The organism is Mesorhizobium bavaricum (assembly GCF_056781655.1).
Genome location: NZ_CM165566.1, coordinates 3,290,534 through 3,315,396 on the forward strand (window position 1 = coordinate 3,290,534; position 24,863 = coordinate 3,315,396).

The window sequence follows — 24,863 nt, forward strand, 5'->3', positions numbered from 1 at the left end:
TTGATCTCGAACAATGTCACCAGGGGACCGTACGGCCGAGATAATCGAGATATTCCAGGCCCGGTTTTCCCTGCTTCGCGAGAAGCACGTTCACCAGGCTGGGAATGCTCTCCTCGATGCTCAGCCGCCCGTCCGGGCCGCCCAGATCGGTTCGGACCCAGCCCGGCGCCATCACCACCATGGCGCGCGATGTGCCGGCCTGGCGGGCGGCGAAGCTTCGCATGAACATGTTCAGGGCCGCCTTGCTGCCGCGATAGACCTCGCGCTGGCCGGTCTCGTTGTTGGCGACGCTGCCTTGCCCGGATGACATAGCGCCGATCAGACCTGTCGCGGGAACGTACGGCTCCAGGCTTTCGATGACACGCATCGGGCTCAGCGAATTGGTGACCATCACCCTGACGAACTCGTCGGTCGTCACATCCGCGATCGTTTCGACCGGGTTGTTGCTCACGCCGGCGTTGACGAACAGCATGTCGAACACTCTGCCGGACAGGCGGCCGTGCAGCGCCGCGAGCTGATCGGGCTCGCAAATGTCCAGGATCTCGATCTCGACCCGACCGCCATACTCGTCCGCCAGATCGTGCAACAGGGTCCGGGTTCCACCGTCGCGGACCGTGCCGACGACGTTCCATCCCTTCTTCAGGAACTCGGCCGCCATGGCATGGCCGAGGCCACGCGATGCGCCAATGAGGAGGATCGTGCGGGCTCTATCGCTCAAAACGGCTGTAGGCATGGGTGAATGTCTTTCGGGTGGTGAGGGTTGACCGCGGATATAAGCAACCACACGCCGGGCGCCAGACGCATCACAATCAAAGTATAGTTGCATCGGGCGCTATGTCATGCGAAGCGAGTGGGGTAGGCTCATTGCATGGACAATGCCGATGTGGATCTGAACCTTCTCACAGCGCTGGATGTGTTGCTCGCCGAGGGCAGCGTGACCGGGGCGGCCCGTCGTCTCAGCTTGAGTACATCGGCCATGAGCCGGACCCTGACCAGGCTTCGGGCAGCGACGGGCGACCCGCTGCTCGTCCGCGCCGGGCGGGGACTTGTGCCGACACCGCGCGCCGCCGAGCTGCGCGACCGCGTCCATGAGCTCGCGCGGGACGTGCAAGCGGTGCTGCGGCCGCAAATCACCGACGTGGACGCCGCCTCGCTCGACCTGACATTCACCATACGTGTCAGTGAAGCCTTCCTGGAATTTCTGTCCGGCCCCGTCGTGACCGCCGTTACGCAGGCGGCGCCACGCATCTGCCTGCGCTTTGTCGCCAAACCCAACAAGGATGCGCGACCGCTACGGGAGGGGCTCATCGATCTGGAGATCGGCGTGCTTGGCACCTCCGCGCCGGAGATACGCACCCAGATGTTGTTCCAGGACAGGCTCGTCGGCGTCGCCCGGATTGGGCATCCCCTTCTGGGACCAGTGGTGACGCCCGAAAATTATGCGGCCTGCAACCATGTGGTGGCGTCCAGGGAAGGCGATCCGATCGAGCCGATCGATGCCGCCCTGCAGAGGCTGGGGCTGAAACGGGCAATAAGGGTTATCGTGCCCGGCTACCCGGATGCGATGCGGATCGCACGCCAGTCGGATCTGGTCGCGGCCGTGCCGCGGTCGTGTCTTGGCAACGCCATGGCATGCGACCATGCCGCCACGGCGGGTCTTGCGACCTTCAAAATCCCGCTGCCCGTGCCGGAGTTCAATATATCGGCGATGTGGCATCCGCGCATGGATGCCGACCCGGCGCATCGCTGGCTGCGCGACACCGTGATGACCGTGTGTAGGGCAGCGTATCCGCGGCGATGACCTTACGGCGAGGCGCGAAAACCCGCTAGCCGAGTCCGTCACGGGTGGTTCGCGGAGCCTGCAATAAGCGTTGCGACTAGCCGTTTCTCGGCATCTGATCGGGCTTCCAGTCCTTCGCAACGCTGTCCAGAGCCATCTTGATATGGTCTGGACTGTCGATGTTGCCGCTGAAAAGAGCGATCAGGCGACGTGCCAAATGTTCCCGCGCTGGGTGCGTGCCTTCAATGCCGGCCTGCTCACAATAATCGTCTAGAAGTCTGGTGAGTGCCGCCAACTGTATTTCGTCAGCCGTGCCACGTAAGGCCATCTCGCGTCTCCCTCAAGGGCGAAAGCGTGATCGACTCTTTCAACCGCTCGTTGCCATTGACGACCGAGCGACAAGTGAACTGTACGCTTTCGTACAGGATTAGCGAGTCATTCTGCGGGGGGAACCAGTAACAGTAAGTTGCGTTGTGCCGCATACGGGATGGTTCCGATGACTGACGAGCAAGGAAGGCCACCGGGTGCGCTGGACGATCTTGTTCGCCGTTTGGTTGATGAAACCGGCATCACCGAAGCACAAGCCGCAGAGCTTGTTGCCTTCCTTGGGCGCAACTGGGCATCGCTGTTGCGGGAAGCCCGCATTCTAGCTGGAAAACGCTAAAAACCGACCCACTACCCCGCCGCGGCAAAAGTTGCACGCCGGCTCAATATGCCCGATCATGGTGGTTGGTAGGGGGAGAGACCAAGTGGCGGCCAATCGTCGAAACGGCACGGCGTCTCCGGCTCATGGGTTGGAGGACATTCTTGCGGCCGCGGCGCCCCATCCGCGAACGTCGTTGCCCAACGTAGCGACCACCGTCACGACGGTGGCGGCGCTGTATTTCGGGCGCGAGGTTTTCCTGCCGATCGCCATCGCGCTGCTGCTGACCTTCGCGCTGGCGCCGCTTGTCGCGGCGCTCAAACGGGTCGGCATTCCCAGGATTGCGGCTGTCATTGCCAGCGTGCTCGGCGCTTTCGCTGCACTTGCCCTGTTCAGCTTCATCGTCGTCACCCAGGTCAGCGAACTGGCGCAAAACATCCCGGTCTACCAGACCAACATCCTGACCAAGATCCGTTCGCTCAAGGAAACCGGCGTCGGGGGAGGCATCATCGCCAAATTGAGCCGCGTGGTCGAGCGCGTCGGCCAGGAGATCAACAGGCAGGACGCTTCGCTGCCGGCCGCCACGCCGGACAAGCCGGTGCGCGAGCCGGTGCCCGTCGAGATCGTCGCGCGCGAACGGCCGCTCGAAGTCCTGCAGAACATAGTCGGCCCGCTGATAAGCCCGCTCGGATCGGCCGGCCTGATCATCGTCGTGGTCATTTTCATGCTGCTCGAACGGGAGGATCTGCGCGACCGCTTCATCCGGCTTGTCGGCTACGGCGACCTTCACCGCACCACCGAGGCGCTGCGGGATGCCGGCAAGCGGGTGGGCCTCTATCTGCTGATGCAATTGGTCGTCAACATCGTCTACGCCATACCGATTACAGCTGGGCTGTGGATCCTCGGCATTCCCAACGCCCTGCTGTGGGGGCTGCTCGCGCTGGCGCTGCGTTTCGTTCCCTATATCGGCCCGGCCATCGGCATGCTGCTGCCGCTGTTCCTGGCGCTGGCCGTGGCACCCGGCTGGTCGCTCGTCCTGTGGACCGCCGCCCTGTTCGTGGTGATGGAACTGGTCACCGGCAATGTCGTCGAACCCTGGCTCTACGGGTCGCGGACGGGGCTGTCGCCGCTGGCGATCATCGTTGCCGCCATCTTCTGGACCTGGCTGTGGGGGCCGCTCGGACTGGTGCTGTCAACGCCGCTCACCGTCTGCCTGGTGGTGCTGGGCAGGCACGTGCCGCAGTTCGAATTCCTTGACGTGCTGTTCGGCAACGAGCCCGTGCTCGAACCGCACGCACGCCTCTACCAGCGGCTGCTGGCCGGTGATCCGGAGGAAGCCACCGACCACGCCGAGGAGATGCTGGAAGAGAAATATCTGGTCGAATTCTACGACAAGGTGGCCATTCCGGCACTTCTGCTGGGCGAGCGGGACCGGGTGCGCGGCGTCATGGGTGACGCACAAAGGCGGCAGGTGGCGGCCAGTGCCCTGACCTTGGTGGCCAACCTCGACGACAGCGCACATGAGGAAGCGGCCGAAGAGGATGACCCGACCGAAGCGGGGGAAGCGGCCGACGATGGCGATACCGCCGGCGAGGACGAGCCGGAGCTGCCCGATGGCACCGGCATGTCGGTGCTTTGCTCCGGCGGGCGTGGCGAACTCGACGATGCCGCAGCCGCGATGCTGGCGCAGGTGCTGGAAGTGCAGGGCGCGACAGCGTTGAAGGCAGGCTTCGCCGAGATGGAACCGGCGAGCATCCGCCGCCTCGAGCTCGAGACCATCGACAGCGTCGTGGTCGGCTTCCTCAACCGGGATTCCGTCAAGCACGCCCGTTTTCTGGTTCGCCGGCTGAAGCGTGCGAAGGCGTCGCTGCGGGTGGGCATCGTGTTCTGGTCGGAGACCGGCAATGACGACAAGGAAGCGGCCGCCAAGCTGGCCCATGACATGAACGCCGATTTCGTCGCGCATGACATGGTAGCCGCCGTGCTGGGCGCGCTGTCAAAAGAGCCGCCGGTTGCCCTCAAGCTGACCGCCAAACGCCGCCCGCGCCGGCAGCGGGCCGTGCCCAAAAAGGTCTCGGCAGCGGCTTCGAGCTAGGGCCGAACCCGGTCACTCCAACGACCGGGTTCGGCCCGTTGCGGAGGTTCAGTTGCTAGCGTCGGATGATGCAATGTGACCCAACGGTGACCTTCATTGTCCGCGTTGCGAATGGCAGCAATGCGCCTCTATGTCGGCCATAGAGGCAAACCGCGCCCGGAAGCAGACATCGCGGGTGACCATGATGGAGGTCGCGGTTGCGTCAGGAGCCGATATTCCGTCGAACATCACCTTTTCGGAATTCAAGGCGAACGCTCGCAGCCGATTTTGTAACGTACCGCATCGGAGAAGGGACTGTTTGCTGCTACCTCTCGCTAGCCAGTGCGTATGGTCTTGCCACTACGCTTTCCTTATAGTTCTGCCTGAAATGGAACAGGGTCAACATCTGGAACGAAAGTTGGTCGCGATCCTCGCCGCCGACGTGGTGGGGTACAGCCGCCTGATGGGCCTGGACGAGACAGGCACCCTTTCTCGGCTCAAAGAATTTCGCCGCGAATTCATCGAACCTTTGATCAATGGGTACCACGGCCGCGTCGTCAAGCTCATGGGCGACGGGGCGTTGGTCGAGTTCACCAGCGTCGTTGATGCCGTGGCATGCGCTGTCGAAATTCAGCAAATTGCCGCGCAGCAGAACCTTAATGTTCCCGAGGACTCCCGGATCGTTTTCCGAATGGGGATAAATCTGGGTGACGTGATCATCGATGGGGATGACTTCTATGGCGATGGCGTCAACATCGCTGCCCGGCTGGAGGGGTTCAGCGATCCAGGCGGCGTAGTCATCTCGGGAGCTGCTTACGATCAAGCCAGGAACAAGCTTGGCTTGGCCTTCAAGTCGTTGGGCGAACAGCACCTCAAGAACATCGCCGAGCCAGTCCGCGTCTATCGGGTCCTGTTGGAGCAGACCGCAATCCCCAAGAAGCTGCGTTCCCGGCGATGGTTCATGATCCCCGCGGCACTGTTCGTGTTCCTAGCGGTCGGCCGCGTTGTGTTATTCCTTTGGCCGCAGGCGACTGCACTTCTTCCTGACCACAGTCCCACCACTGTCGGCGCGGCGGCGGGCAAGCCCTCCATCGCCGTATTGCCGTTCGGTGATATCAGCGACAAATCCGAGCAGGACTATTTCGCCGAAGGGCTCACGGACGATCTCATCACTGATCTATCGAAGATTTCCGGGCTGCTCGTTATCGCTCGCACTTCCGTATTCTCATTCAAGGATCGAACCCTGGACGTCCGGCAGATCGCGAAGCAATTGAACGTCCGTTACGTGCTCGAGGGCAGCGTTCGCCGTGAGGGGGACGCAGTTCGCATCAACGTGCAGCTCATCGATGTGACGACGGGAAGCAACGTTTGGGCAGAGCGGTATGACCGCGACTACTCCAAGATATTCGCGCTGCAGGACGAACTGATCGGACGCATCGTCGAGGCCCTCTCGGTACGGTTGACGGAGGGCGAGAGAACCCAGATTGCGCGCCTCCCGACCCGAAATCTGGAAGCCTACGACTTCTATATCCGAGCCGAGCAGAAAGTGTATGCACTCGACTACAAGTCTCTCGGGGAGGCTCTCGCCCTTTATCAAAGCGCGATCAAGCTCGATCCTGGGTTCGCAGACGCCTATTCGGGCTACGCCCGGGCTACCGTGGACGTGCTGGGTTTCGACTACCAGCTCATCATGCTGAGCGCCGTCGCTCGCCAGCGCGCCTATGAAGCGGCGGGGCGAGCGCTGGAACTCAACCCCCAGTCTTCGCGCGCCTATGCCGTGCTCGGCATCCTGCAGATGCTCGACGGCGAAATGGACGAGGCGATCGTGTCGGTCCAGAAGGCGGTGGCACTCGATCCGAATGGTGCCGAGGCAGAGCTCAACCTGGCGATCGTACTGACCTACGCCGGTCAGAACCCGGAGGCGCTAGCGGCCATGGAACGCGTGCTGCAACTCGATCCCAAGCCGCGGGCGCAGGTCTTCGATTATTATGCCTTAGTGCTCTACATGAACCGGCAATACGAGAAGGCCATCCAGGCGCTGCACGAACTCCAGCCGGAAGAGCGGAGCGACCTCGGCCTTGAAACGCTGGCCATGACAAACGCGCGTCTGGGCCGAATGGCGGAAGCGCACAACGCGGTCGCAGCAATGCTGGAAAGGTCCCACGAGCAGAACCTCGCCGGCCTTCGCGTCGTGTACGCCCATCATCGGCGGCAACAGGATCTCGATCACCGGCTGGATGCTCTTCGCGCCGCGGGGATGCCGGAGTGGAGCTACGACTTCCGCGGGCGGGCGGAGGACCGCCTCGACGCCTCTGCTATACAGGCCCTGACTATCAACCACACATGGATCGGGCATCAACATAATGGTGCGCCGTTTGTGATGGAGCTGAATGCAAACGGCGACTTCGCCCTGAGCTCTCAAAACAGTATGATCGCCGGCGCGTTCACTCTAGAGGACAACCTGTTCTGCACGCGATCCTCAGCGACTTTGCTCGGCCGCAAATTCTGCAGCCCGGTCTACCGCAATCCCAACGGGAGCAGCGATACGCAGGACGAGTACGCTTGGCCGGACTCCGTCACAGTCTGGAATTTCTCGGTGTCTCCGTGACGGGCGCCATTCAACTTGCGGGCTCACGACATCGCGCCGGAGCTAGTTGGCGGCCGCTCTAGCCTCGAGTTCCTTGGCCTCCACTGCGGGCCATTCGGCTTCCGCTTTCGCAATGACAGGCGCCGGGTTGGCATCGAAGTCTTCCTCCAGGCCCTCCTTTCCGGAGAACAGGAAGAGCTTGCCATCGACGATGCGGAAGGCTTCCGGGTCAAGGTTCGCGGATGCCTCCTTAACTGACATTCCCCCGGTGCAGAAGCCGCCGAACTGAGGGGCATAGCGCACCGGCTCGGAAACAAAGGCATCCCGGTGTTGGACGCTGGCGAAGTACCAAGTCGCTCCGAGCCACTTCCTCGAGATGTTGGGCGAACCCATCGTCGCGCGACCGTCGGTGAAGTATGCTACCGGATCATAACCCAGGATGGCGACGTTGCCGAAGTATCCGGTGTTCACTCCGTCGCCGGCGTGGGATCCACCGGTGCCGAAGAGGAGGAGGGAGGCGGCGGCTACTCCCGCGCAAAGCAAACTGTCAAACCTTCTGGAACGGTTCTCTGTCATGTTCTCCTCCAGTAACCTTTCTCGATGTCAGTTGCCGAGGGCGATGCACACCTTGTACGACGACCCCATCGTTTCCTTGGGTTGGCATTTTGCGCCGTGCTTCTTGAGCAAAACCATCACGTCGGTGCTCTGATAGAATGTCGCGCGGCTGAGAGGCGTGTACCCGTATTCCTGGATTGCCTCGACCTGTGCGCCGCGCGCGATCAACAGCTCCGCGATGGCCGTCTGGTTCTCTTCTGCTGCCACATGCAGCGGCGTGATCTTGTGCGTGCTCAACGCGTCGACCTCGGCCCCGTGGTCGAGCAGCAATTTTGCAATGTCCAGGCTTCCTGAGTAGGCTGCCGCATGTAGCGCCGTGAAGCCGCGATCGTTGCGGGCTTCGATGTCGGCCTTGGCCTCGATCAACGCAATGGCGACCTCGGTCTTGCCGGCAAGCGCCGCATCGATCAGCGGGGTCTGACGGCTCTCGTCGCGATCGTTCACATTGGCGCCTTGTGCCAGGAGTTCGGCAACCTTTCCGGCGTCGCCCTCCCGCGCAGCGTCATGAAGCGGCCCTGCGGTCGACGCACCACCAGCAATTCCGAGCCAGGAAATGCACGCAACGAGCGCAGCAATGCAGACAAGCCGATCCGGGCCTATTCCGAGGGGCGTGACCCTCAGTGAGGCCATCAGCAACCGTATTCGCTTGGTGACGGTCACGACAAACCTCCGGGCGACGTTCGCTCGCAGACCGATTTATGAGATACTCTACTCCATTCGGCGCGCGGGGGCTATGGATTCCGTCATTTCACCAAAGGGTAATCGGCAATGCGCTCCAGGAGATTCTTTGCTCTAGATGGGAAAGGCAGCCTCGCGCGGTTCTGTTTCTGAACCCAGGGCATTGCGTCCGCGCGCCGCTTCCATGCGCCAAAGCAATGTTCGGATTGGGTCAGGTCACGACGATGCCTACGCCCCCCAAAATGTCCGTGGCAAACTGCCTTACCCCTTGTTTTGACGCAATTCCGGGCGGAAACCGTTCACACTTTCCTGGAATTGCTCTGGCAACTTGGAGCAGGCTGCGGCTGCATTCGACCCGACATTCAGCGTGTCGGCGAGCCTTGCTTCAGCTGTAGCGAGACTTCAAGATTCGGCCAATCTGGACCAGGTTCAGCAGCACAAAGAAGACATTCCAGCCGACGACGTTCATGAGCGGCGTCGGCTGGCTGTAGAAATACACGGCGAGGCAGATTGCGGCCGCTGTGGTGAGGATTCTCAACCGCAGAATATCCAAGGTGAAGTAGGCGACCACATACATGATATTCGCCATGTTTATGAGAATTTCCATGTCTTTGGTTCCATTTGAGGGCGAGCACTCAGACGCAATCTTCCTTGAGATGCTCTCGAACGGCGTAGGAGATCGCAGCGCGGCGAATGCCAATGTCCTTCAGGATATGGTCAGGTAGTTCGCGCAAAGCCCTTTCGGCTCTGCGCGCCCTCAGCCCGATCGAAATGCGCTTTAGGTAGTGAAACATCGTTTTCTCCACTGGTCAGGAATCGTGGCGCCAGAGAATGCGGGCAGGCCGCTCCAGGCGCCGTTCTGATCATTGCTTGCTGGTTGGATGACGCTGCCTCACGTTGACCACGCGAGGCAGCGACTGGAGGTCGTCAGGCGGCCGCCGTCGAAATCGGATCGTTCCGAAGGATGACGGTGTCGGCAACCGGGTAGAATTCCTCGCCAGGCATGCCGACGCGCTTGGCGTGATCCCGGATGGCCTCACCGTCCTTGGCCTCGTAGATGCAGAAGGTGCCGATGCGCCCATCGGGTTCATGCACAACGTAACTGCGGATCCAGTTGACCGTGCCCGACATCTGCTCCTTGGCGACCTTTGCCGATTTCGCGCCGGCGGCTTCGAGTTCCTGCAGAGATGCCCACGCGCTCGGGCGACGGATGACAAAGAGGTTCATGATTTTCCCTTTCACTTTCGCGCCGACCCTTCGCCGGCGCCGCTGATGGCCACGCGTGTCTGCATGGCTGGGAAAAAATACGTCTTGGGGGACTGATCGTCCTTATCCAGGGCTGATCTCTGGCTGATCTTTCCGATCGCCGGCTGACAACCGTATCAGCAGATCATCCAGGCAAGCAGGAGGGCAGGGGTCAAGCAGTCAGCGCTTGCATAGAGCCGTCGCCAGGCGACTGGCTATCTTGCGAAAGGCTATGGCGAAGCATCGCGGCTTCCTCTGCCAAACGCTGCGATCCCAGGTGGCGAGCCGATCTCTCCGCCGCGGTGATTTCCACCTTCGCCCCACTGATGTCGCCCGAGTTCAGCAATGCCTTTGCTAGCTGTAGCCGAACCCTCGCCGCATGATAATCGACGCCTGTGCTGGTCCAGAGTTGCCGGGCCAGTAGCAGAAGCCGATTTCCGTTCGGGTCGCCGGGCTCGCAAAGCGCAGCCTTGGTTTCGGCTATCAAAGCCTGCGTAGCCGGCTGTCGCCAGCGCTCTGGCTGTGCATCGATTTCAGCGAGATAGATTGATGCCTGGGCTGAGCGCCCACCGCGCGCCGCTATGCAGGCCGCGTTCACCAACAGGTTTCCGCGTCGCTGAAGATGGAACCACGACATCCCCTGTAAAGCCCGATCAAGTGCGGCCAGCGCACCGTCCAGATCGCCGGTTTCGAACAACAGCTGGGCGTTGCCCGGCTCCGCATCCCAGCCAAGTGCATAGGCCTGATCGTAGTCGGCGCGCGCCGCTGCGAGATCGCCGATCATGGCGAAGATATCACCACGGACGCGAAAGCCTTCGCCAAGCGACCAGGATTCCTCCGCGGAGAGTTTGGGAAGCGCCTCGTTTATGCAGGTGAGGGCCTCAGGCAGTATCTGCTGCGCCGCGACGACTTCCGCGCGATGAAGGTCACAGGCTCCTGATGTTTGCGCAAAACTTGCGGTGCACCAGCTTTCAAAGCCTTCGCTCCACTGGCGGGCACGCGGCCAGTCGGCAAAAGTCCTGCAACTCCAGAGGATATTGCAGTAAACCAGGCTACCGGTGATGGGGTCGACTTGGCTCGACAACGCGATCGCCGCCGCATGGTTTTGCTGCTCGCTGCCCTCATCGATCTTGCCGAGGGCCAGATTGAAAAATCCCTTGTACGTCAGGGTCAGCGCTCGCAGGCCAGGATCTTCGCAATTTTCAGCTATCGCGTGGGCGGCTGATGCCAGTTGAAGCGCTTCCTCCGGGCGCCCGCCCGAGGATGCAAGGCGCGATCTCATCCAGAGCAGATATGATTGCGTACTATCGTCCGGCGACTGAGACAGAAGCGAAGCAGCACGTTCCAGCCATCCCTCCGCAACGGCACCCGATCCGCGTTCGGCCTGGATCTTGGCGAGCGTGACGGCAGATCTCGCGGCGCGCGCGAAATCGCCAGCTTCGATATGAGCCGCTACAGCGCGAGCCAGCACAGGGATCGCCTCGGTTGGCCGCCCGCCACATTCGACGACCAGAGCCCAAAGGTCGATGTCCGCCGAAGAGAGAGCTTCAATCTCTGCAAGATTGGCGAAGAGTTTTGCAGCCGCGCTCCAATCGCGTGCGGCGGCCAGCCTGCGAGCCTCAGCGAGATCGTCGGCCCCTTGGAACGAGGCAGGCTGTGCATATCCCAGCCCCGGCTCATCGATGGCGAAGCGATAACCGTGGCGAACGTAGCTGTGTATCGCGTCCTGCAACCCGCCTGCTGCAAGCGCCTTGCGGGTGAGGCTGACCACGCGCTGAAGCGAAGCTTCAGTCACAATGACATCGGGCCAAAGAGCGTCCATCAGTTCGTCTTTGGGGACGACTCTGCCCGCGTTGCGGACCAGGTACACCAGCAAGTCAAAAACAAGCGGCTGGATTTTCTGCCCAACGCCTCTCAGCGACAGTTTGCGAGCAGCTTCATCGAGTTCGAATTGTCCAAATGAGTGGTGCATCGCCCCCTTCCGGTGCAACAATCTACCCTATCAAGCTAAAACATGGGAGAGGCTCAAGACATGTGTTGCCTGGTTGCGCTCTGGCGGCAACATCATGTCGCCGATCAGGCGCAGATGAAATCCGTATGACCTTGGCCTCAGATCCCAGCTTGGCTAGAGTTCGTAGCATGCTGAACGCCATTCACCACGTCGCGCTCATCTGCACCGACTACGACCGGTCGCGACGGTTCTATGTCGAACTCCTCGGCCTCGATCTGATCCGGGAGGTCTATCGGGAGGAGCGGCAGTCATGGAAGGCGGATCTGCGGATCGGCTCCGTCCAGCTGGAATTGTTCTCCTTCCCTGCACCCGTGATGCGGCCGTCCTATCCGGAGGCGACAGGCCTGAGACATCTGGCATTTGCCGTGGCGAATCTTGATCCCGCAATCATGCGCCTGGAAGCCGCCGGCGTTGCCGTTGAGCCAATCCGGATCGACCCATATACAAACCAACGGTTTACCTTTTTCAGTGACCCGGATGGATTGCCGCTGGAGCTCTACGAAGCCCCATAAGAAACGGTTCGCTTTCGCGACCACGCATCGCAGGTGGGAGCGGAAGTCGGCAATTTTGCGGTTATCCGAAAGCAGACACCTCCAGCGACCAACTGGGGGTCGGCTCGCGCCAGGAACCTGCTATGCCGGTAGACGACTAACGGTCTCATCGGTATCGGCGGAGCCGCGAATCTGTGGTAAGCCGCCGCTCAACCAACCAAAGGACGACACCTGTGAGCGAACCGACCGTGGCCCAGGCTACCGAAAGTATCTATGCCTCCCTCCGGGCGGACAATGCCGACATCGACGCACATATCGCGACGCTTAAGGCGGCTCTGACACGAGAAGGGATAAAACAGGCGGTGTTCGACCCGACCAAGTTGGCACAGAACAACCGCTCGGGCAGGAAGTTGATGCAGGCATATTTTCGGCAGCGCGGCGTGAGCGTGAGGTTTTCGGACCAGTAGAGCCGCGCGCGGGCGACTGGGATTGAAGCTATGCCAAACCCGCACGACGGGCGCCTTCCCTGATCGCAGCAATGGCGACAGGATTGGTTACCGGATAGGTGCTGATGAACACTTCGGCCGTGAAGTCCGGGAATTCGTCCTTCAGTCGCGCATTGATCCTGGCGACCTGAGGCGTTTCATTGAGCATCGCATGAGCCATTGCCAGAAATAGAAGTGCGGCGGGTGAGTCTGGCGCAGATTGACGTAGCGCGACCAGCGATTCCCGGTGAAGGCCAAGAACGTAGCTGCATCGCGCCAGCATTCCATAATACCATGGAACATGGGGATTTAGCCGGACCGCTCGCTTGGCCAATTCGTAGCCCCGCTTCGGGTCGCTTCCAACAAGAGCTAGGCTACCCGCAAGCAAGGCAAGTGAGTCAGCGTTGTTGGGAGCCTCCGCCAAGACTCGGTCATGTTCTTCGACAGCAGCGTCGATATCGCCCTGCAACGCCCGAAGATCAGCAAGCATTATGCGGGCGTAAATGTCGGCCGGATCGAGCGCCAGCGCTTGCTTGACACATGTGCTCCAGCTCTCGATCGAGGCAGAAACGTCGTTGGTAAACCCGTTGCAAGCATCCACGGCATGCGCAAGAGCCAGCGCGGTCCAGGCTCTTGCAAGACCCGGATCGAGTTCGACTGCACGCGCCAGTAGCCGTATCGCCTCCTTGTTCGACGCACGGGTGAAAAGGTGCTTCTGCTCAAGGCCAAGCAGGTAGCAATCATAGGCCTGCAAACTTGCTGGAGGCTTCCGACGCGATGCATCGCGTCGCAGGTTGGCGAGCTGACCGTGGCAAGTTGCGAGGACATTGATGACGTTTTCGGTCACGCTGTCCAGCATCGCAAACAGGTTGTTCGCGGACCGATCGTAACGCACCGTCCAAACATCAACCCCTGTGTGGGCGTCGACGAGTTGCACGCGGATGCGCACCCGCTGCCCGTCCACTTGAAAACTTCCCTCTATCACATAGTCGGCATTCAACTCTCGTCCGATGGATCGCACGTCATCGCGCCGTCCCTTGTAAGAAAGCATTGTCTGGCGGGCGATCACAGCGAGGTCGCGATAACGGGCGAGATCAACTATGATGTCCGCCGACAAACCATCAGCGATACGAGTCCAGCGTTCTTCTCCGCTTAGATTGTCGAACGGGAGAACCGCGACGACTGGCGGCCCCGACTCGTCCATCGAAAGGCTGTCGGGTGGTGCTTGGCCGAGGTCCTGCTGGGCGTGATCGGCAAGTAACGCAGCAAGTGCCACTTTGCTGCGAACATCGAGTTTCCGGTAGATGGCCGAAAGATGGGTCCGAACGGTGGTAGGCGCTATGAAGAGTGTCTCGCCGATTTCGCGATAGGTCATCCCCTCGGCGAACTTTGCCGCGACCACCAGCTCCCGATCCGACAGGCCGGCGAGACGATTGCCTACGTCGCCAAGCATCGTTTCAAATTTCCCATCCGCTGCCGACCTGTGGCCAAGAACTCCAGCGTCAGGGCGAAAATACTACAGATGCGTCATCGAAAACACTGCATTTGCACGATTCCATCCAACGGGGCAGCATTCTAGCCTCCGCAGGCCGGCAGGGTCTGGTCGCTTGGCAGACTCGGAAACACGGAGGGATCCATGACAAAATTGTCTGTCTTGGCCGCAATGCTGGTGCTGTCCGTATCGGCGGGGCCATGCTTGTCTGAAGGCGCACAAACCAACGGCAAGCTGATTCCCGAAGATGCGGTGAAAGCCGCCAGCGCTCTACTGTATTCCGACATCCTCGTGCGTGCATGCAGGAACGGATGGCGGTATCCTCGCAGCCACATCGAAAGCGGATTCAAGCGCCACCTCGCAGAACTGAAACTGCAGCTTGTCGATCAGGGTTACACTGTCTTACCCGACATGACCGCGAATGATCTGCATGTCCAAGGAACGATGTCGGGGACCGAACGCCAGCTGATCGGCTCGCGCCGGTTCAGCTGTTCCCACCCATACTGGCGCAACGAATGACCTTCCGAGCGAACAGGCGAGAAGGCGCGGTGCCAGGGGCTGTCATTGGTTGTTAATCGCGAAATGACCGCTTTCTCCCCGTGCGGCGATCTTGAGATCGGTCGGTGGCTGGGCTGCTTTGTGCCGCCGTTCGAAAGAAACCAGCCTGCGCCCAACGCTAGCTTGTCCGACCGATCCACCGCACGATTTCATAGGCCGGCATCGGGCGGCGAAAACCCTTCAGCGTCAGTTCGCCGACAAGAACGGATTCGACCATCGACTCGACAGCGCCGAGGACCCGTTGGCTAACGAGAATCTGGCGGGATTTGGCCTCCTCGCACAATCGGGCGGCATGGTTCGACACAGTGCCGATGACGGCATAGTCCGAGCGCTGATCAAAACCGATGCGCCCTATGGTTGCGTGGCCCCTGGCAATGCCGATCCCGAAGCCCAGCAAATAGTCCCGCTTGCGCCATCGCTCGGAATGCTCGGCAATTGCGTCGCGCATCGCAGCAGCCATCGAGACGGCTCTCTCGCTGTGGTCGGCGCATAGCAGTGGATCGTTGAAAACCACGACGATACCGTCGCCCACGAACCGCTCGAGAGTTCCCTCGTGGCTGACGATTTGTTCACCAAGACAGGAATGATACTCGGCAAGAACTGTCATGACTTCTTCGGGTTCGGCGGTCTCCGCGAAGGCCGTAAAGCCGCGCAAATCGCAAAAGACAACGGTCACCTCGCGACGGTGGCTCTGCAAGAGCGCGTCTCCATTGCCCGCCGCAACAATGAGGTCGGCGACCTGTTCGGGCAGGAACCGCCTGAGCCGCGCCATTCGCTCGAGCTCCGTCACCTGGCCGGCCACCGTTTGCTCGAGCGCGCGGTTCCAGTCGGAAAGTTGCGCGGCTTGGTCCTCAAGGCGCTTGGCCTGGCTCGCGACAGTGTCGTGAAGCGCCTTCTGGCGCAGCATCGAGCGCACCCGCGCCAACAGCGCCTGGTGCTCGAAGGGCTTTGTCAAATAGTCGTCGCCCCCGGCGTCCAGCCCCTCGACCACATCGCGCGTGTCGGCCTTCGCGGTGACGAGGATGACCGGAATGGCCTGCAGGGAGGTGTCCTGCTTGAGCATGCGTACCACACTGATGCCGTCGAGCTTCGGCATCATGATGTCGAGCAGGATCAGATCCGGCGTGAGTTCGCGGGCTTTCGCAAGCCCCTCTTCACCATCGGCGGCGGTTGCAACTTCGTAGCCGTTCGCCTCGAGGCGCATGCGCAGGATCTCGAGGTTTTCCGGAGTATCGTCGACCGCGAGAATGCGTGGCGGATCGTGCAAGGCGCTGCCTCCCCTAGGAAAGGAACCCGCGAATCTCGGAAAGCAACTGGCGCGGACTGAATGGCTTGGCAATGTAACCATCGCACCCGGCAGCAAGGGCTTTCGCCTCATCGCCCGACAACGCGTAGGAGGTGACGGCGATAATCGGAATGTGCCGGAGCGCCGGGTCGGCCTTGATGCGGCGGGCCGCTTCATACCCGTCGATCAGCGGGAGCTGAATGTCCATAAGAATCAGGTCTGGCCTGTGCGCTGCGGCTGCAGCGATGCCGGCGGCGCCGTCCGCCGCCTCGATCAGTTCGTATTCGGTGGTGGCAATGAGATCGCGGATGATCTGGCGGTTGTCCTCGGTGTCTTCCACCATCAGGATTCGTTTGCTCATGCGGCCCTCACGTCCTTATTCACCCGGATTGGTACCTTGAAACGGAATGTCGACCCTGACCCGATCACGGACTCGACGTCTATGGTTCCGCCATGCATTTCGACGATGCGCTTCGAGATCGCCAGGCCAAGACCTGTGCCACCCTTCTGCCTGGTGCTGCTGTTGTCGACCTGCTGGAATTCTTCGAAGATGAGAGCCTGATCCTTGGACGCGATGCCGGGACCGGTGTCTCGCACGGTGATCTCGAAGTGCCCGTCGACCGCGTCGGCAAGAATGTCGACTGCACCCGTTTCGGTGAACTTGACTGCATTGCCTGCAAGATTGAGCAGGACCTGCGTCAAACGGCGTTCGTCCCCGCGGCCGATTGGAAGGTTCGCGGCAACAGTCGTTGAAAGCTCAAGACCCTTCGCTCGTGCCAGCGGCTCGATGGCCGCAACGGTCGATCGAACAATCTGCGCGACCGAGTAGTCCTCGATCGCCAGCGTGAGCTGGCCGGCTTCGATCTTGGAAAGGTCGAGTACGTCGTTGATGAGCCCGAGGAGGTGACGGCCGTTTGCCTGCACGCGCGCGACGGTCGTCTTTGCCCTGTCCGGGAGTTCGCCGTAGATGCCGTCGACCAGCAGTTCCGTGAAGCCCAAGACCGAATTGAGCGGTGTCCTGAGCTCGTGGCTCATATTCGCGAGGAACTGGGACTTGTGGCGGCTAGCGGCCTCCAGCTCCAGGCCTTTCTCCTCGATCTCGCGGAACAGCTTGGCATTCTGGATCGCGAGCACCGATTGGGCTGCGAAGGTCTCCAGCAGGTGGACAACTTGCTCATGGAAGGCACCTGGCTTGTGGCGCCTGACGACCAGCGCACCGACGATCTTGTTGGGCCTCAGCAGCGGAACGATCAGGATACCGCGATATCCCGCGTCGACGATCGTCTTTCTTACAAGGAAGGATGAGGTCGCCGCGCTGAGGTCGGGAAACTGCACCGGCATGCAGCGCCCGGGTGCGTCGCCGATCCCCATGTCGGCCAGGCCGATCGTCTGGTTTGAGACGGCGGCGATAAGCTCATCGCTCATACCGAAGTTTGCGCGCGGGCGGAATTGCTGCCGCGTGCTGCTGAACACGTAGATGGTTCCAGCATCCGTCTCCGACAACTGGACCGCTTTGGCGACGATCGTTTTCAGCACCGTGTCGAGATCCAGCGTCGAATTGACCGCCTTGCTCACCTCACCAAGCGCCTCGAGCTCACCAACAGACGCGGCAAGCTCGCGCGTGCGTGACTGCACCGCCTCGAAGAGCCGCGCATTCTCGATGGCGATCACGGCCTGGTCGGCGAATGTCTCGACGAGCGCGATCTCCTTGGGATTGAAAGCTTGCGGCTCAACCCTCGTCATGACGAATACGCCAACGAGATCACCCTCCCGCAACAGCGGGGCAGCGAGGACGGTGCGGAATCCGCCTGCCTCAGCGATCAACGCAACGCGGTAGTCCGGATCGGCGGTCACGTCTTCGATTTGCACGATCCGCCGTTCTTCGATTACGCGCCCTACGGCGGAGCCTCGGCCTGCGGCAAGCGCTGGAACCGGATTGGCGTCGACATAAGCACGGAAACTGGGCGGGTAGCCATGCGTCGACACATAGCGGAACACGCCATCCAGCAACTGCACGATGCCACCCTTGTCGGCACGGCAGAGCCTGACAGCCGATTCCACCAACGTATCGAGCACGACCTGCAGATCGAAGGTAGAGCGGCTGATGACCTTGAGAACGTCTGCAGTGGCTGTCTGCTGCTGAAGGGCTTCGTCGAGCTGCTGGGTGCGCGTCTCAATCTCCTGATACAGGCGCCCCAGCTGGTCGGAGGTCTGGTTGACGTTGGCGGCAAGCACTCCAAGCTCGTCGCGATTGGCGACGGCAACCTGTTGGGCGAAGTCGCCCGCCGCTATCTGGCTGAGACGCGCTTCGATCTTCTTGACCGGTTCGATCAACGACCAGGAGATGATGTAGCCGAGCCCCAACGCCAGCAGGATACTGCCCACCGCAAACGAGACCACGATCAGTCTGGACGTGCCGTACGCACCCTCGGTGGTTTCGATGGCCGCGACCATGTCGGCTTCGGCCATGTTGACCAGCTGGTTTGTCAGCCGCTCGAGGCGATCAGCCGACGGTATGATTTCATCAAGCTGAACCTTGCGCGCCTCCTCAGTGCGGCCGGCGTGGACGAGCTCTGCCACGTGCGTCACCCCGGCTGTCAGCCGTTCGTACTCTTGCCTAACCTGGCCAAGCACGTCCACCTCGGCTTTGGCGACGAACTCCATGCGGTCGAGGTCGTAGCCGAACTGATTGAGCTGGCGCAGCGCCGCATCCAGCATCCGGTCGTCCTGAAGCAACAGACCGGTGGAGATGCCGTAGAGCTGGGTGGTCGTATCGTGCTGTACCTGGCGGTAGGCCGCGATCCTGCGCTGCAGCTTGATCAGCTCGTTGGTTTGATCGTTGACCCCACTCAGCACCTGCAACCCGACGGCCCCGAGCACGATCAGCAGGCCGACGATCGACAGGAACGCGATCAAGAGCTTGGTCTGGACGCGCGCCGGCAGCCGGGCAACCCAGCCAACGAGCCGGTTCGTTATGCTATTTGGATTCGTCCAAGAGGCTGACAAGGTCATCCCGGAACTCCTCCAAGTCGAACCGGACGCCGAGATACTGTACTCGCAAGATGCCATTGGGGTCTACGAGCGACGTCAACAATGTATGATCGACATCTCCGTTCGCCGCCTTCTTCGCGATGACCCCGTATTTCTGTCCAACCTCATGGACAGTCGCCGGATCACCGGTAAGAAACGACCAGCCCTTCAGATCGGCACCAAAATTCTGCGCATATTCCTTCAAAACGTCGGGCGTGTCGCGCTCCGGGTCGACGGTGATCGAAACAAAGGCGATTTGGGGTCCGAACGCACTACCCAACTTTTCCTGCACGCTGGCCATATGGGCGGTCAGCATGGGGCAGACGTCGGTACAGTACGTATAGATGAATGAGACGGCGACCACCTTGCCGCGAAAGTCGTGCAGCGAGACGCGCGCCCGGTCCTGCGATGTCAGCGTAAAGTCTGGAGCCGGTCCGATTGCCGGCAATCGCTGATCGTGCGGCGCGTCGTGCGCGTGTGCCGGCCCGGCCATCAACGCCAGCAGCAAGATGCGCGCCGGCCACTCGCTCACGTTTTCAACTCGCGCTTGATCTCGTTGAAATAGCGCCAATCGGTGCCATTCGCGATGATCTCGTTTGGGCTCGACTTGACAATCCCGGCTTCATGCAGCCGCAACGAGAAGAACCTCATCGTGTCCTCGGGATCGAAGTCGCGCCAACTGGAGTACGGGAGCTCGCGGAGCGACTGCACAGCGTAGTCATAGTGTTTGGTGCGTCCGCCATCTACCAGAAGGCGCGCAACCTGCTCCGGCTCGGCCGCGCAGATGTCGGCCGATTTTAGTATGGAACGGACGACCCGCTTGGTGGCAGCCGGATTCTTCTCCGCATAGCCAGCGTTGACCGCCAGCATGCAGCAGTAATACTGCGACCACGGCCGGTCCTTCGCGCTGTCGAGTATGACGTGGCCGACTTTGCGGGCGCGGAGGTCTTGAGCCTCAGGCGAAAAAGCCAGGAAGGCGTCGACCTTGCCTTCGGCGAAGAGCTCCGCCGGCTTTGCCGCGCCGACGATCCATTCGATGTCGCGTTGCGGATCGAGCCCGACGTAAGTCGCCATGGCGCTCACGAAGATGTGCGGATCCGATGTCAGGTTATAGCCGACGCCGACCTTGCGGCCCTTGAGATCCGTGATGCTTTTGATGTCCTCGCGCCCAAACAATTCGTAGCAGCCGACATGCACGCCGGAGATCACCTTGATCGGGGCGCCGGTGCCGATCGGAATGACGAGCGCGGTTGCAAAGTTGATGGCGAAGTCGATATCGCCGCGCGCCAGCATCTCGGTCTGTGCGATACCGGGCTCCATTGCGACATAGCGAAAATCCGATAGGCCCTCCGCCCGGATCAACTCCTCGGCGACATATTGCGGAGCGATGCAGATGGCTGGTCCCGCCGCCATGCGAGCGGTGATGGTTTCAGGTGGGGCCTCGGTTGCTGCCGCATTGCGGCCGTTGGCAAGGCCCGCTGCTGCGAGCGCCGACAGGCCTGTGAGGAACCGGCGACGGTTCTGGATAATCTGCACGAGCCTCTCCTCCCTTGAAAAAGACATAGCGTGTCGGCGATAGGTCTACGTCTTCAGCTCTCGCTTCAGCTCGTTGAGGAACCGCCAATCGGTACCGTCCGCGATGATCTGCTGTGGGCTCGACTTGATCATGCCCGTCTCCTGCATGCGCAGCGCGTAGAAGCGCATCGAGGCTTCGGCATCGTAGTCTCGCCATACGTCGTACCGCGTGTCGCTCAGCGTTTGCAGCGCGATTTCGTAGCTGGGGACGAAACCTCGGTCGACCATTTGCGCTGCACTCCATGCGGGATCCGAAATGCATAGGTCGGCGCCCTTGAGGATGGCCCTGAGCACGCGCTTGGTCGCCACCGGGTATCTGTTCACGTAGTCCGCAGCGGCCGAGGTCATGCAGCAGAAGTGCTGCGACCAAGGGCGGTCGAGGGTCGTGTTGAGGATCGTGGGGCCGATTTTCTTGGCGCGCAGTTGCTGCGTCTCCGGCGGCGTGAAGAGATATGCATCGAACTTCCCGTCGGCGAAGGCTTCCACCGGCTTGCTTTCCTGGACCCATTCGATGTCCTGGACGGGGTCCAGTCCGATATAGGCGGCCATCAGGGCGACCAGCACGCGCGACGGCGCATCGATGTCGTGCATGCCCACCCGCTTGCCCTTGAGGTCCGGGATGCCTTGGATGCTGTCGTTGGCGATCAGCTCGAGGCACCCGGAGTGCAGACCGCCAAGCACCCTGATTGGCACGCCGGCGTCGATCGAGGCGACATGGACCGGCGCGTAATTCATGCTGAAATCCGTGTCGCCGCGTGCAATCCACACCGCCTGATCGACTTTCTCGTCGCCCTGCACGTAGCGGACGTCGGTGAAGCCCTCCGCTTTGAGGAGCTCTCCGGCCAGGTACATCCCCGCCCAGCAGTAGGCACCATCGATCCACCGCGGCAAGCGGACGGAGGTCGTTTCAGGGGGTGCCTCGGCCCAAGCGTCAGTCGTTGCGCCGATGAGACCTGCAGCGCCTGCTGCCGCAGCACCGGCCAGGAAGCGGCGGCGGTTCTGGATGATCTGCATGGGGTTCTCCCTCCCATTGAAAATGGCACGAGGCTGCCTGCCCCTCACGTCTTCAACTCGCGTTTCAACTCGTTGAGGAACCGCCAATCGGTACCGTCCGCGATGATCTTCTGGGGGGCCGACCTGATCATGCCTGCCTCTTGAAGTCGCAGCGCGTAAAACCGGATCGTGTCTTCCGGATCGTATTCTCTCCACTTGTTGTAAGGCACGTCGGTCATCGTCTGCAGTGCGTAGTCATAGTTGGCCGTGTAGCCGTCATCGACGATCTGTCGTGCGACGCGCTGTGGCTCAGAGACGCAAAGGTCGGCGGCTTTCAAAATGGCGCGGACGACGCGCTTGGTCGCGATCGGGTTGGTGTGAACGAAGTCGGCGTTGCCGGCCAGCATGCAGCAAAAATACTGCGACCAGGGACGATCGACGGCGCTGTTGACGACTACGTGGCCGACGTTTTGGGCGCGCAGTTCCTGAGGTTCGGGCGGAAAGCCGAGGAACGCATCGATTTGCCCTCGCTTGAAGAGCGTTATTGGCTTGATGGTCGGGCTGGTGACCCAATTTATGTCCTTGACTGGATCCAGCCCGACATAGGCCGCCATGCCCGTCAAAAATACATGCGGACTCGAGCCCAAGCCTTGGACGCCGACACTCTTGCCCTTCAGGTCCGTAATCCCGTGGATATTCTCGTTTCCGAATAGCTCAAAGCAGCCAGGGTGCACCCCGGCCAGCACCGAGATCGGCCCCCCTGCATCCATCACCACCACAAGCGGCGCGGCGAAATTCAAAGTAAAGTCCACCTCGCCACTCGCGACAGCGTCAGATGTCCCCGCGGCTGACTCAGTCATTACATAGCGAACTTCGGTGAAGCCCTCCGCATGCAACAACTCCTCGGCAACATATTGAGGCGCGATGCAGATGCCCCTGATCTTTGCAAGGCGGACGCTGGTGGTTTCCGGCGGTGGCTCTGCGGAGAGCGATTGCTGGACCCCAACGAGGCTCGCGGCGCCGACTGACGCAGCGCCGGCCAGGAAGCGCCGGCGGTTCTGGATGATCTGCATAAGCATCTCCTTCCTCGATAGGGCGCACGGCGTGTTGGCGATTGCCTACGTCTTCAACTCGTTCTTCAGTTCGTTGAGGAACCGCCAGTCGGTGCCCTGGGCCAAGAGCTTCTGGGGGGTGCTCTTGAGCATCCCGACCTCGTGCAGGCGCAAGGCGTAGAGGCGCAGGGTGTCCTCAGCGCTATACTCACGCCAACCGTAGGGGAGCCCCTTTATGACCTGGAGGGCATGGTCATAGCGCCTGGTATAGCCCTGCTCCACCAAGAACTGGGCGGACTGCTCGGGCTCGCTGGTGCAGAAATCCGCCGCTTTCAAGATGGCGCGGAGGGCACGTTTGGTGGCCACCGGATTCGTGCGGACGAACTCCCGGTTCCCAGCCAGCATGCAGCAGAAGTATTGCGACCAGGGCCGGTCCACGGTGCTGCTAATCACCACATGGCCGATCTGCTGCTCCCGCATCTCCTGCGGTTCGGGGGGAAAGCCCAGGTAGGCGTCGATCTTCCTCTCACTGAGGAGCCGGATGGACTCGGGGCCCGGATGCGTGACGAAGTGTATGTCCTTATGGAGGTCCAGGCCCACATACGCCGTCATAGCGGCGAGAAAGACGTATCGGCTGGAATCCAGCGACGGCACAGCCACGGTCTTCCCCTTGAGGTCGCGGATCGATTGCACGCCATCGGTGCCGAACAGCTCAAAGCAGCCGACGTGGAGTCCAGCCAGGATGACGATGGGATCCCCAGCCTCCAGGTGGAGAAGGAGCGGGGCGGCGAAATGCGCACTGAGGTCGGCTTCACCAGAGGCGAGAGCCGGCGCGATGTCTGCGGTCCCCCTCTTTTGGAGGTAGTGCACCTCGGTGAACCCTTCGCTGCGCAGCAGTTCTTCGGCTACATATTGGGGGGCCTGACAGATGCTGGGAATCCGGATGAGCCGGATCCGCGTCGTCTCTGGCGGTGGCTCTGCGGAGAACGATTGCCCGACCCCAACGAGACTCGCGGCGCCGGTTGCCGAAAGGCCGGCCAGGAAGCGCCGGCGGCTCTGGATGATTTGCATCTCCACGTCTCCCCTTGAGACAAATGGGATCAGGTTTTCAGCTCACGCTTCAACTCGTCGAGGACGCGCCAGTCCGTTCCGTTGGCGATGATCTGTTGCGGGCTCGATTTGATCATGCCCGTCTCCTGCATGCGCAGTGCGTAGAACCGCAGGGAGTCTTCAGGATCGAATTCCCGCCAGCGGTCGTACCGGATGTCCTTGAGCGTCTGGAGCGCGTAGTCGTACGACGGGACGAAATCGCGATCGACCATCTGCTGCGCCACCCGTTGCGGATCCGACACGCATAGGTCGGCGGCTTTGAGGATGGATCGCAAGACCCGCTTGGTCGCCACCGGGTACCTGTTCACGTAGTCCGTGGTGGCGGAGATCATGCAGCAGAAATACTGTGACCATGGGCGGTCGACGGCATTGTTGAGGATCGTGTGACCGATCTTCTTGGCGCGCAGCTCCTGCGGCTGGGGCGGCGTGCCGAGGAATGCGTCGATCTTTCCTTGGATGAAGAGTTCCGTCGGCGTGACGTCCTTGGTCAGGACCCAGTGGATATCGTTCACGGGATCGAGCCCGACATACGCGGACATGAGGGTCAGCCACATGTGTCGCGAGTTGTTGAAGCCATCCACGCCCACCCTCTTGCCCCGCAGTTCCGCGACGCTGCGGATGCTCTCCTTGGCGATCAGTTCGAGGCATCCCGAGTGCAACCCGGTCAGCACCTTGATCGGCACGCCGGCGTCGATCGACACGATCTGATTGGGCGGAAAGTTCACAGAGAAATCCGTCTCACCGCGTGCAATCCATTCCGATTGGTCGACGCTTTTGTCGGCTTCCACATAGCGAATGTCGGTGAAGCCCTCTGCGCGCATCAGTTCTCCGGCGATGTACGCGCCTGCCCAGCAGTAGGAACCACCAATCTTCAGCGGCAGACGAACCGTCGTTGTTTCCAGCGGCGGCTCCGCGTGGAGTGACTCGGGAAGACCGACGATACCGGCAGCGCCTGCCATCGCAGCGCCGGCCAGGAATCGGCGGCGGGTTTGCATGATCTGCATCCGTACGCTCCTCTTCCGAATCGCAAAGGGCAATTGGCCGGAACCGAGCAAAAGAGGTTTCGGCGGAGGCAGATGGTCTCGTGGGTGCGACGAGTAGTTGTGGATTCTATCGCGCCCAGTCCGCTGCGGGAGTCTTGCGCTCTCAGTCGCCGGCT

General features: G+C 61.3%; 25 protein-coding genes. 7 read left to right on the plus strand and 18 right to left on the minus strand.

Annotated features, from left to right (window positions below; genetic code table 11):
- Positions 1-16 precede the first annotated feature (16 nt).
- A complete protein-coding gene (locus tag AC1RZR_RS16095) occupies positions 17-733 on the minus strand; it encodes an SDR family NAD(P)-dependent oxidoreductase (RefSeq protein WP_481828920.1) in 717 nt (238 codons plus the stop codon).
- A 135-nt stretch (positions 734-868) separates the two neighbouring features.
- Between AC1RZR_RS16095 and AC1RZR_RS16100 the strand changes: the two genes are divergently transcribed.
- Entirely contained in the window at positions 869-1,801 is a 933-nt protein-coding gene (locus tag AC1RZR_RS16100; protein WP_481828921.1) for a LysR family transcriptional regulator, read from the plus strand.
- Between the two features lie 76 nt (positions 1,802-1,877).
- Here the strand turns inward: AC1RZR_RS16100 and AC1RZR_RS16105 are convergent, their stop codons facing one another.
- Positions 1,878-2,108, minus strand: coding sequence for a hypothetical protein (locus AC1RZR_RS16105; RefSeq protein WP_481828922.1), 231 nt, complete (start codon positions 2,106-2,108; stop codon positions 1,878-1,880).
- A 168-nt stretch (positions 2,109-2,276) separates the two neighbouring features.
- Between AC1RZR_RS16105 and AC1RZR_RS16110 the strand changes: the two genes are divergently transcribed.
- From AC1RZR_RS16110 to AC1RZR_RS16120, 3 genes are all read left to right on the plus strand, one after another.
- Positions 2,277-2,444: a hypothetical protein gene (locus AC1RZR_RS16110; protein ID WP_481828923.1), complete on the plus strand. Its 168-nt coding sequence runs from the start codon at positions 2,277-2,279 to the stop codon at positions 2,442-2,444.
- An 85-nt stretch (positions 2,445-2,529) separates the two neighbouring features.
- The gene (locus AC1RZR_RS16115) at positions 2,530-4,518 is read left to right on the plus strand and encodes an AI-2E family transporter (protein WP_481828924.1); all 1,989 of its coding nucleotides are present in this window, start codon (positions 2,530-2,532) and stop codon (positions 4,516-4,518) included.
- Positions 4,519-4,915: 397 nt separating this feature from the next.
- The gene (locus AC1RZR_RS16120; RefSeq protein ID WP_481828925.1) at positions 4,916-7,105 is read left to right on the plus strand and encodes a tetratricopeptide repeat protein; all 2,190 of its coding nucleotides are present in this window, start codon (positions 4,916-4,918) and stop codon (positions 7,103-7,105) included.
- Positions 7,106-7,147: 42 nt separating this feature from the next.
- Here AC1RZR_RS16120 and AC1RZR_RS16125 read toward each other — a convergent pair whose 3' ends face one another.
- From AC1RZR_RS16125 to AC1RZR_RS16150, 6 genes are all read right to left on the minus strand, one after another.
- Positions 7,148-7,660 carry a YHS domain-containing (seleno)protein gene (locus AC1RZR_RS16125; protein ID WP_477278607.1) on the minus strand — a complete coding sequence of 171 codons (513 nt, stop codon included), beginning with the start codon at positions 7,658-7,660 and terminating at the stop codon, positions 7,148-7,150.
- A gap of 27 nt (positions 7,661-7,687) precedes the next feature.
- Complete coding sequence (locus AC1RZR_RS16130; protein WP_481828926.1) at positions 7,688-8,359, minus strand: ankyrin repeat domain-containing protein; 672 nt, start codon at positions 8,357-8,359, stop codon at positions 7,688-7,690.
- Between the two features lie 403 nt (positions 8,360-8,762).
- Positions 8,763-8,984, minus strand: a complete 222-nt coding sequence (locus AC1RZR_RS16135) for a hypothetical protein (protein WP_477278609.1) — start codon at positions 8,982-8,984, stop codon at positions 8,763-8,765.
- A 28-nt stretch (positions 8,985-9,012) separates the two neighbouring features.
- Positions 9,013-9,171 carry a YjiS-like domain-containing protein gene (locus AC1RZR_RS16140; protein WP_477278610.1) on the minus strand — a complete coding sequence of 53 codons (159 nt, stop codon included), beginning with the start codon at positions 9,169-9,171 and terminating at the stop codon, positions 9,013-9,015.
- A 133-nt stretch (positions 9,172-9,304) separates the two neighbouring features.
- Positions 9,305-9,604 (minus strand): nickel-binding protein, encoded by a 300-nt coding sequence (locus tag AC1RZR_RS16145; protein ID WP_477278611.1) that lies wholly within the window; start codon positions 9,602-9,604, stop codon positions 9,305-9,307.
- 190 nt (positions 9,605-9,794) lie between these two features.
- A complete protein-coding gene (locus AC1RZR_RS16150) occupies positions 9,795-11,594 on the minus strand; it encodes a winged helix-turn-helix domain-containing protein (RefSeq protein ID WP_481828927.1) in 1,800 nt (599 codons plus the stop codon).
- Positions 11,595-11,761: 167 nt separating this feature from the next.
- Here AC1RZR_RS16150 and gloA2 point away from each other — a divergent pair, with 167 nt between their 5' ends.
- Positions 11,762-12,145 carry an SMU1112c/YaeR family gloxylase I-like metalloprotein gene (gene gloA2 / locus AC1RZR_RS16155; RefSeq protein WP_481828928.1) on the plus strand — a complete coding sequence of 128 codons (384 nt, stop codon included), beginning with the start codon at positions 11,762-11,764 and terminating at the stop codon, positions 12,143-12,145.
- 212 nt (positions 12,146-12,357) lie between these two features.
- Positions 12,358-12,591, plus strand: coding sequence for a hypothetical protein (locus AC1RZR_RS16160; RefSeq protein ID WP_477278614.1), 234 nt, complete (start codon positions 12,358-12,360; stop codon positions 12,589-12,591).
- A 28-nt stretch (positions 12,592-12,619) separates the two neighbouring features.
- Here AC1RZR_RS16160 and AC1RZR_RS16165 read toward each other — a convergent pair whose 3' ends face one another.
- Entirely contained in the window at positions 12,620-14,062 is a 1,443-nt protein-coding gene (locus tag AC1RZR_RS16165; protein WP_481828929.1) for a LuxR C-terminal-related transcriptional regulator, read from the minus strand.
- A 183-nt stretch (positions 14,063-14,245) separates the two neighbouring features.
- Between AC1RZR_RS16165 and AC1RZR_RS16170 the strand changes: the two genes are divergently transcribed.
- The gene (locus tag AC1RZR_RS16170; RefSeq protein ID WP_481828930.1) at positions 14,246-14,620 is read left to right on the plus strand and encodes a hypothetical protein; all 375 of its coding nucleotides are present in this window, start codon (positions 14,246-14,248) and stop codon (positions 14,618-14,620) included.
- Positions 14,621-14,777: 157 nt separating this feature from the next.
- Here the strand turns inward: AC1RZR_RS16170 and AC1RZR_RS16175 are convergent, their stop codons facing one another.
- From AC1RZR_RS16175 to AC1RZR_RS16215, 9 genes are read right to left on the minus strand one after another with little or no spacing between them, the layout of a single operon-like run.
- Entirely contained in the window at positions 14,778-15,926 is a 1,149-nt protein-coding gene (locus tag AC1RZR_RS16175) for a response regulator (protein WP_481829072.1), read from the minus strand.
- 13 nt (positions 15,927-15,939) lie between these two features.
- The gene (locus tag AC1RZR_RS16180; protein WP_245445640.1) at positions 15,940-16,287 is read right to left on the minus strand and encodes a response regulator; all 348 of its coding nucleotides are present in this window, start codon (positions 16,285-16,287) and stop codon (positions 15,940-15,942) included.
- A gap of 14 nt (positions 16,288-16,301) precedes the next feature.
- Positions 16,302-18,956 carry a GAF domain-containing protein gene (locus AC1RZR_RS16185; protein WP_481828931.1) on the minus strand — a complete coding sequence of 885 codons (2,655 nt, stop codon included), beginning with the start codon at positions 18,954-18,956 and terminating at the stop codon, positions 16,302-16,304.
- On the minus strand, positions 18,922-19,506 hold the full coding sequence (locus tag AC1RZR_RS16190) for an SCO family protein (RefSeq protein WP_481828932.1): 585 nt from the start codon (positions 19,504-19,506) through the stop codon (positions 18,922-18,924). The genes AC1RZR_RS16185 and AC1RZR_RS16190 overlap by 35 nt, the downstream gene beginning before the upstream one ends.
- The gene (locus tag AC1RZR_RS16195) at positions 19,503-20,510 is read right to left on the minus strand and encodes an ABC transporter substrate-binding protein (protein ID WP_481828933.1); all 1,008 of its coding nucleotides are present in this window, start codon (positions 20,508-20,510) and stop codon (positions 19,503-19,505) included. The genes AC1RZR_RS16190 and AC1RZR_RS16195 overlap by 4 nt, the downstream gene beginning before the upstream one ends.
- 45 nt (positions 20,511-20,555) lie before the next feature.
- Positions 20,556-21,563 carry an ABC transporter substrate-binding protein gene (locus AC1RZR_RS16200; RefSeq protein WP_481828934.1) on the minus strand — a complete coding sequence of 336 codons (1,008 nt, stop codon included), beginning with the start codon at positions 21,561-21,563 and terminating at the stop codon, positions 20,556-20,558.
- 44 nt (positions 21,564-21,607) lie between these two features.
- The gene (locus AC1RZR_RS16205) at positions 21,608-22,615 is read right to left on the minus strand and encodes an ABC transporter substrate-binding protein (protein ID WP_477278623.1); all 1,008 of its coding nucleotides are present in this window, start codon (positions 22,613-22,615) and stop codon (positions 21,608-21,610) included.
- Between the two features lie 45 nt (positions 22,616-22,660).
- Positions 22,661-23,665, minus strand: a complete 1,005-nt coding sequence (locus tag AC1RZR_RS16210) for an ABC transporter substrate-binding protein (protein WP_481828935.1) — start codon at positions 23,663-23,665, stop codon at positions 22,661-22,663.
- Between the two features lie 29 nt (positions 23,666-23,694).
- Positions 23,695-24,708: an ABC transporter substrate-binding protein gene (locus tag AC1RZR_RS16215; protein WP_477278625.1), complete on the minus strand. Its 1,014-nt coding sequence runs from the start codon at positions 24,706-24,708 to the stop codon at positions 23,695-23,697.
- Between the last annotated feature and the right edge of the window lie 155 nt (positions 24,709-24,863).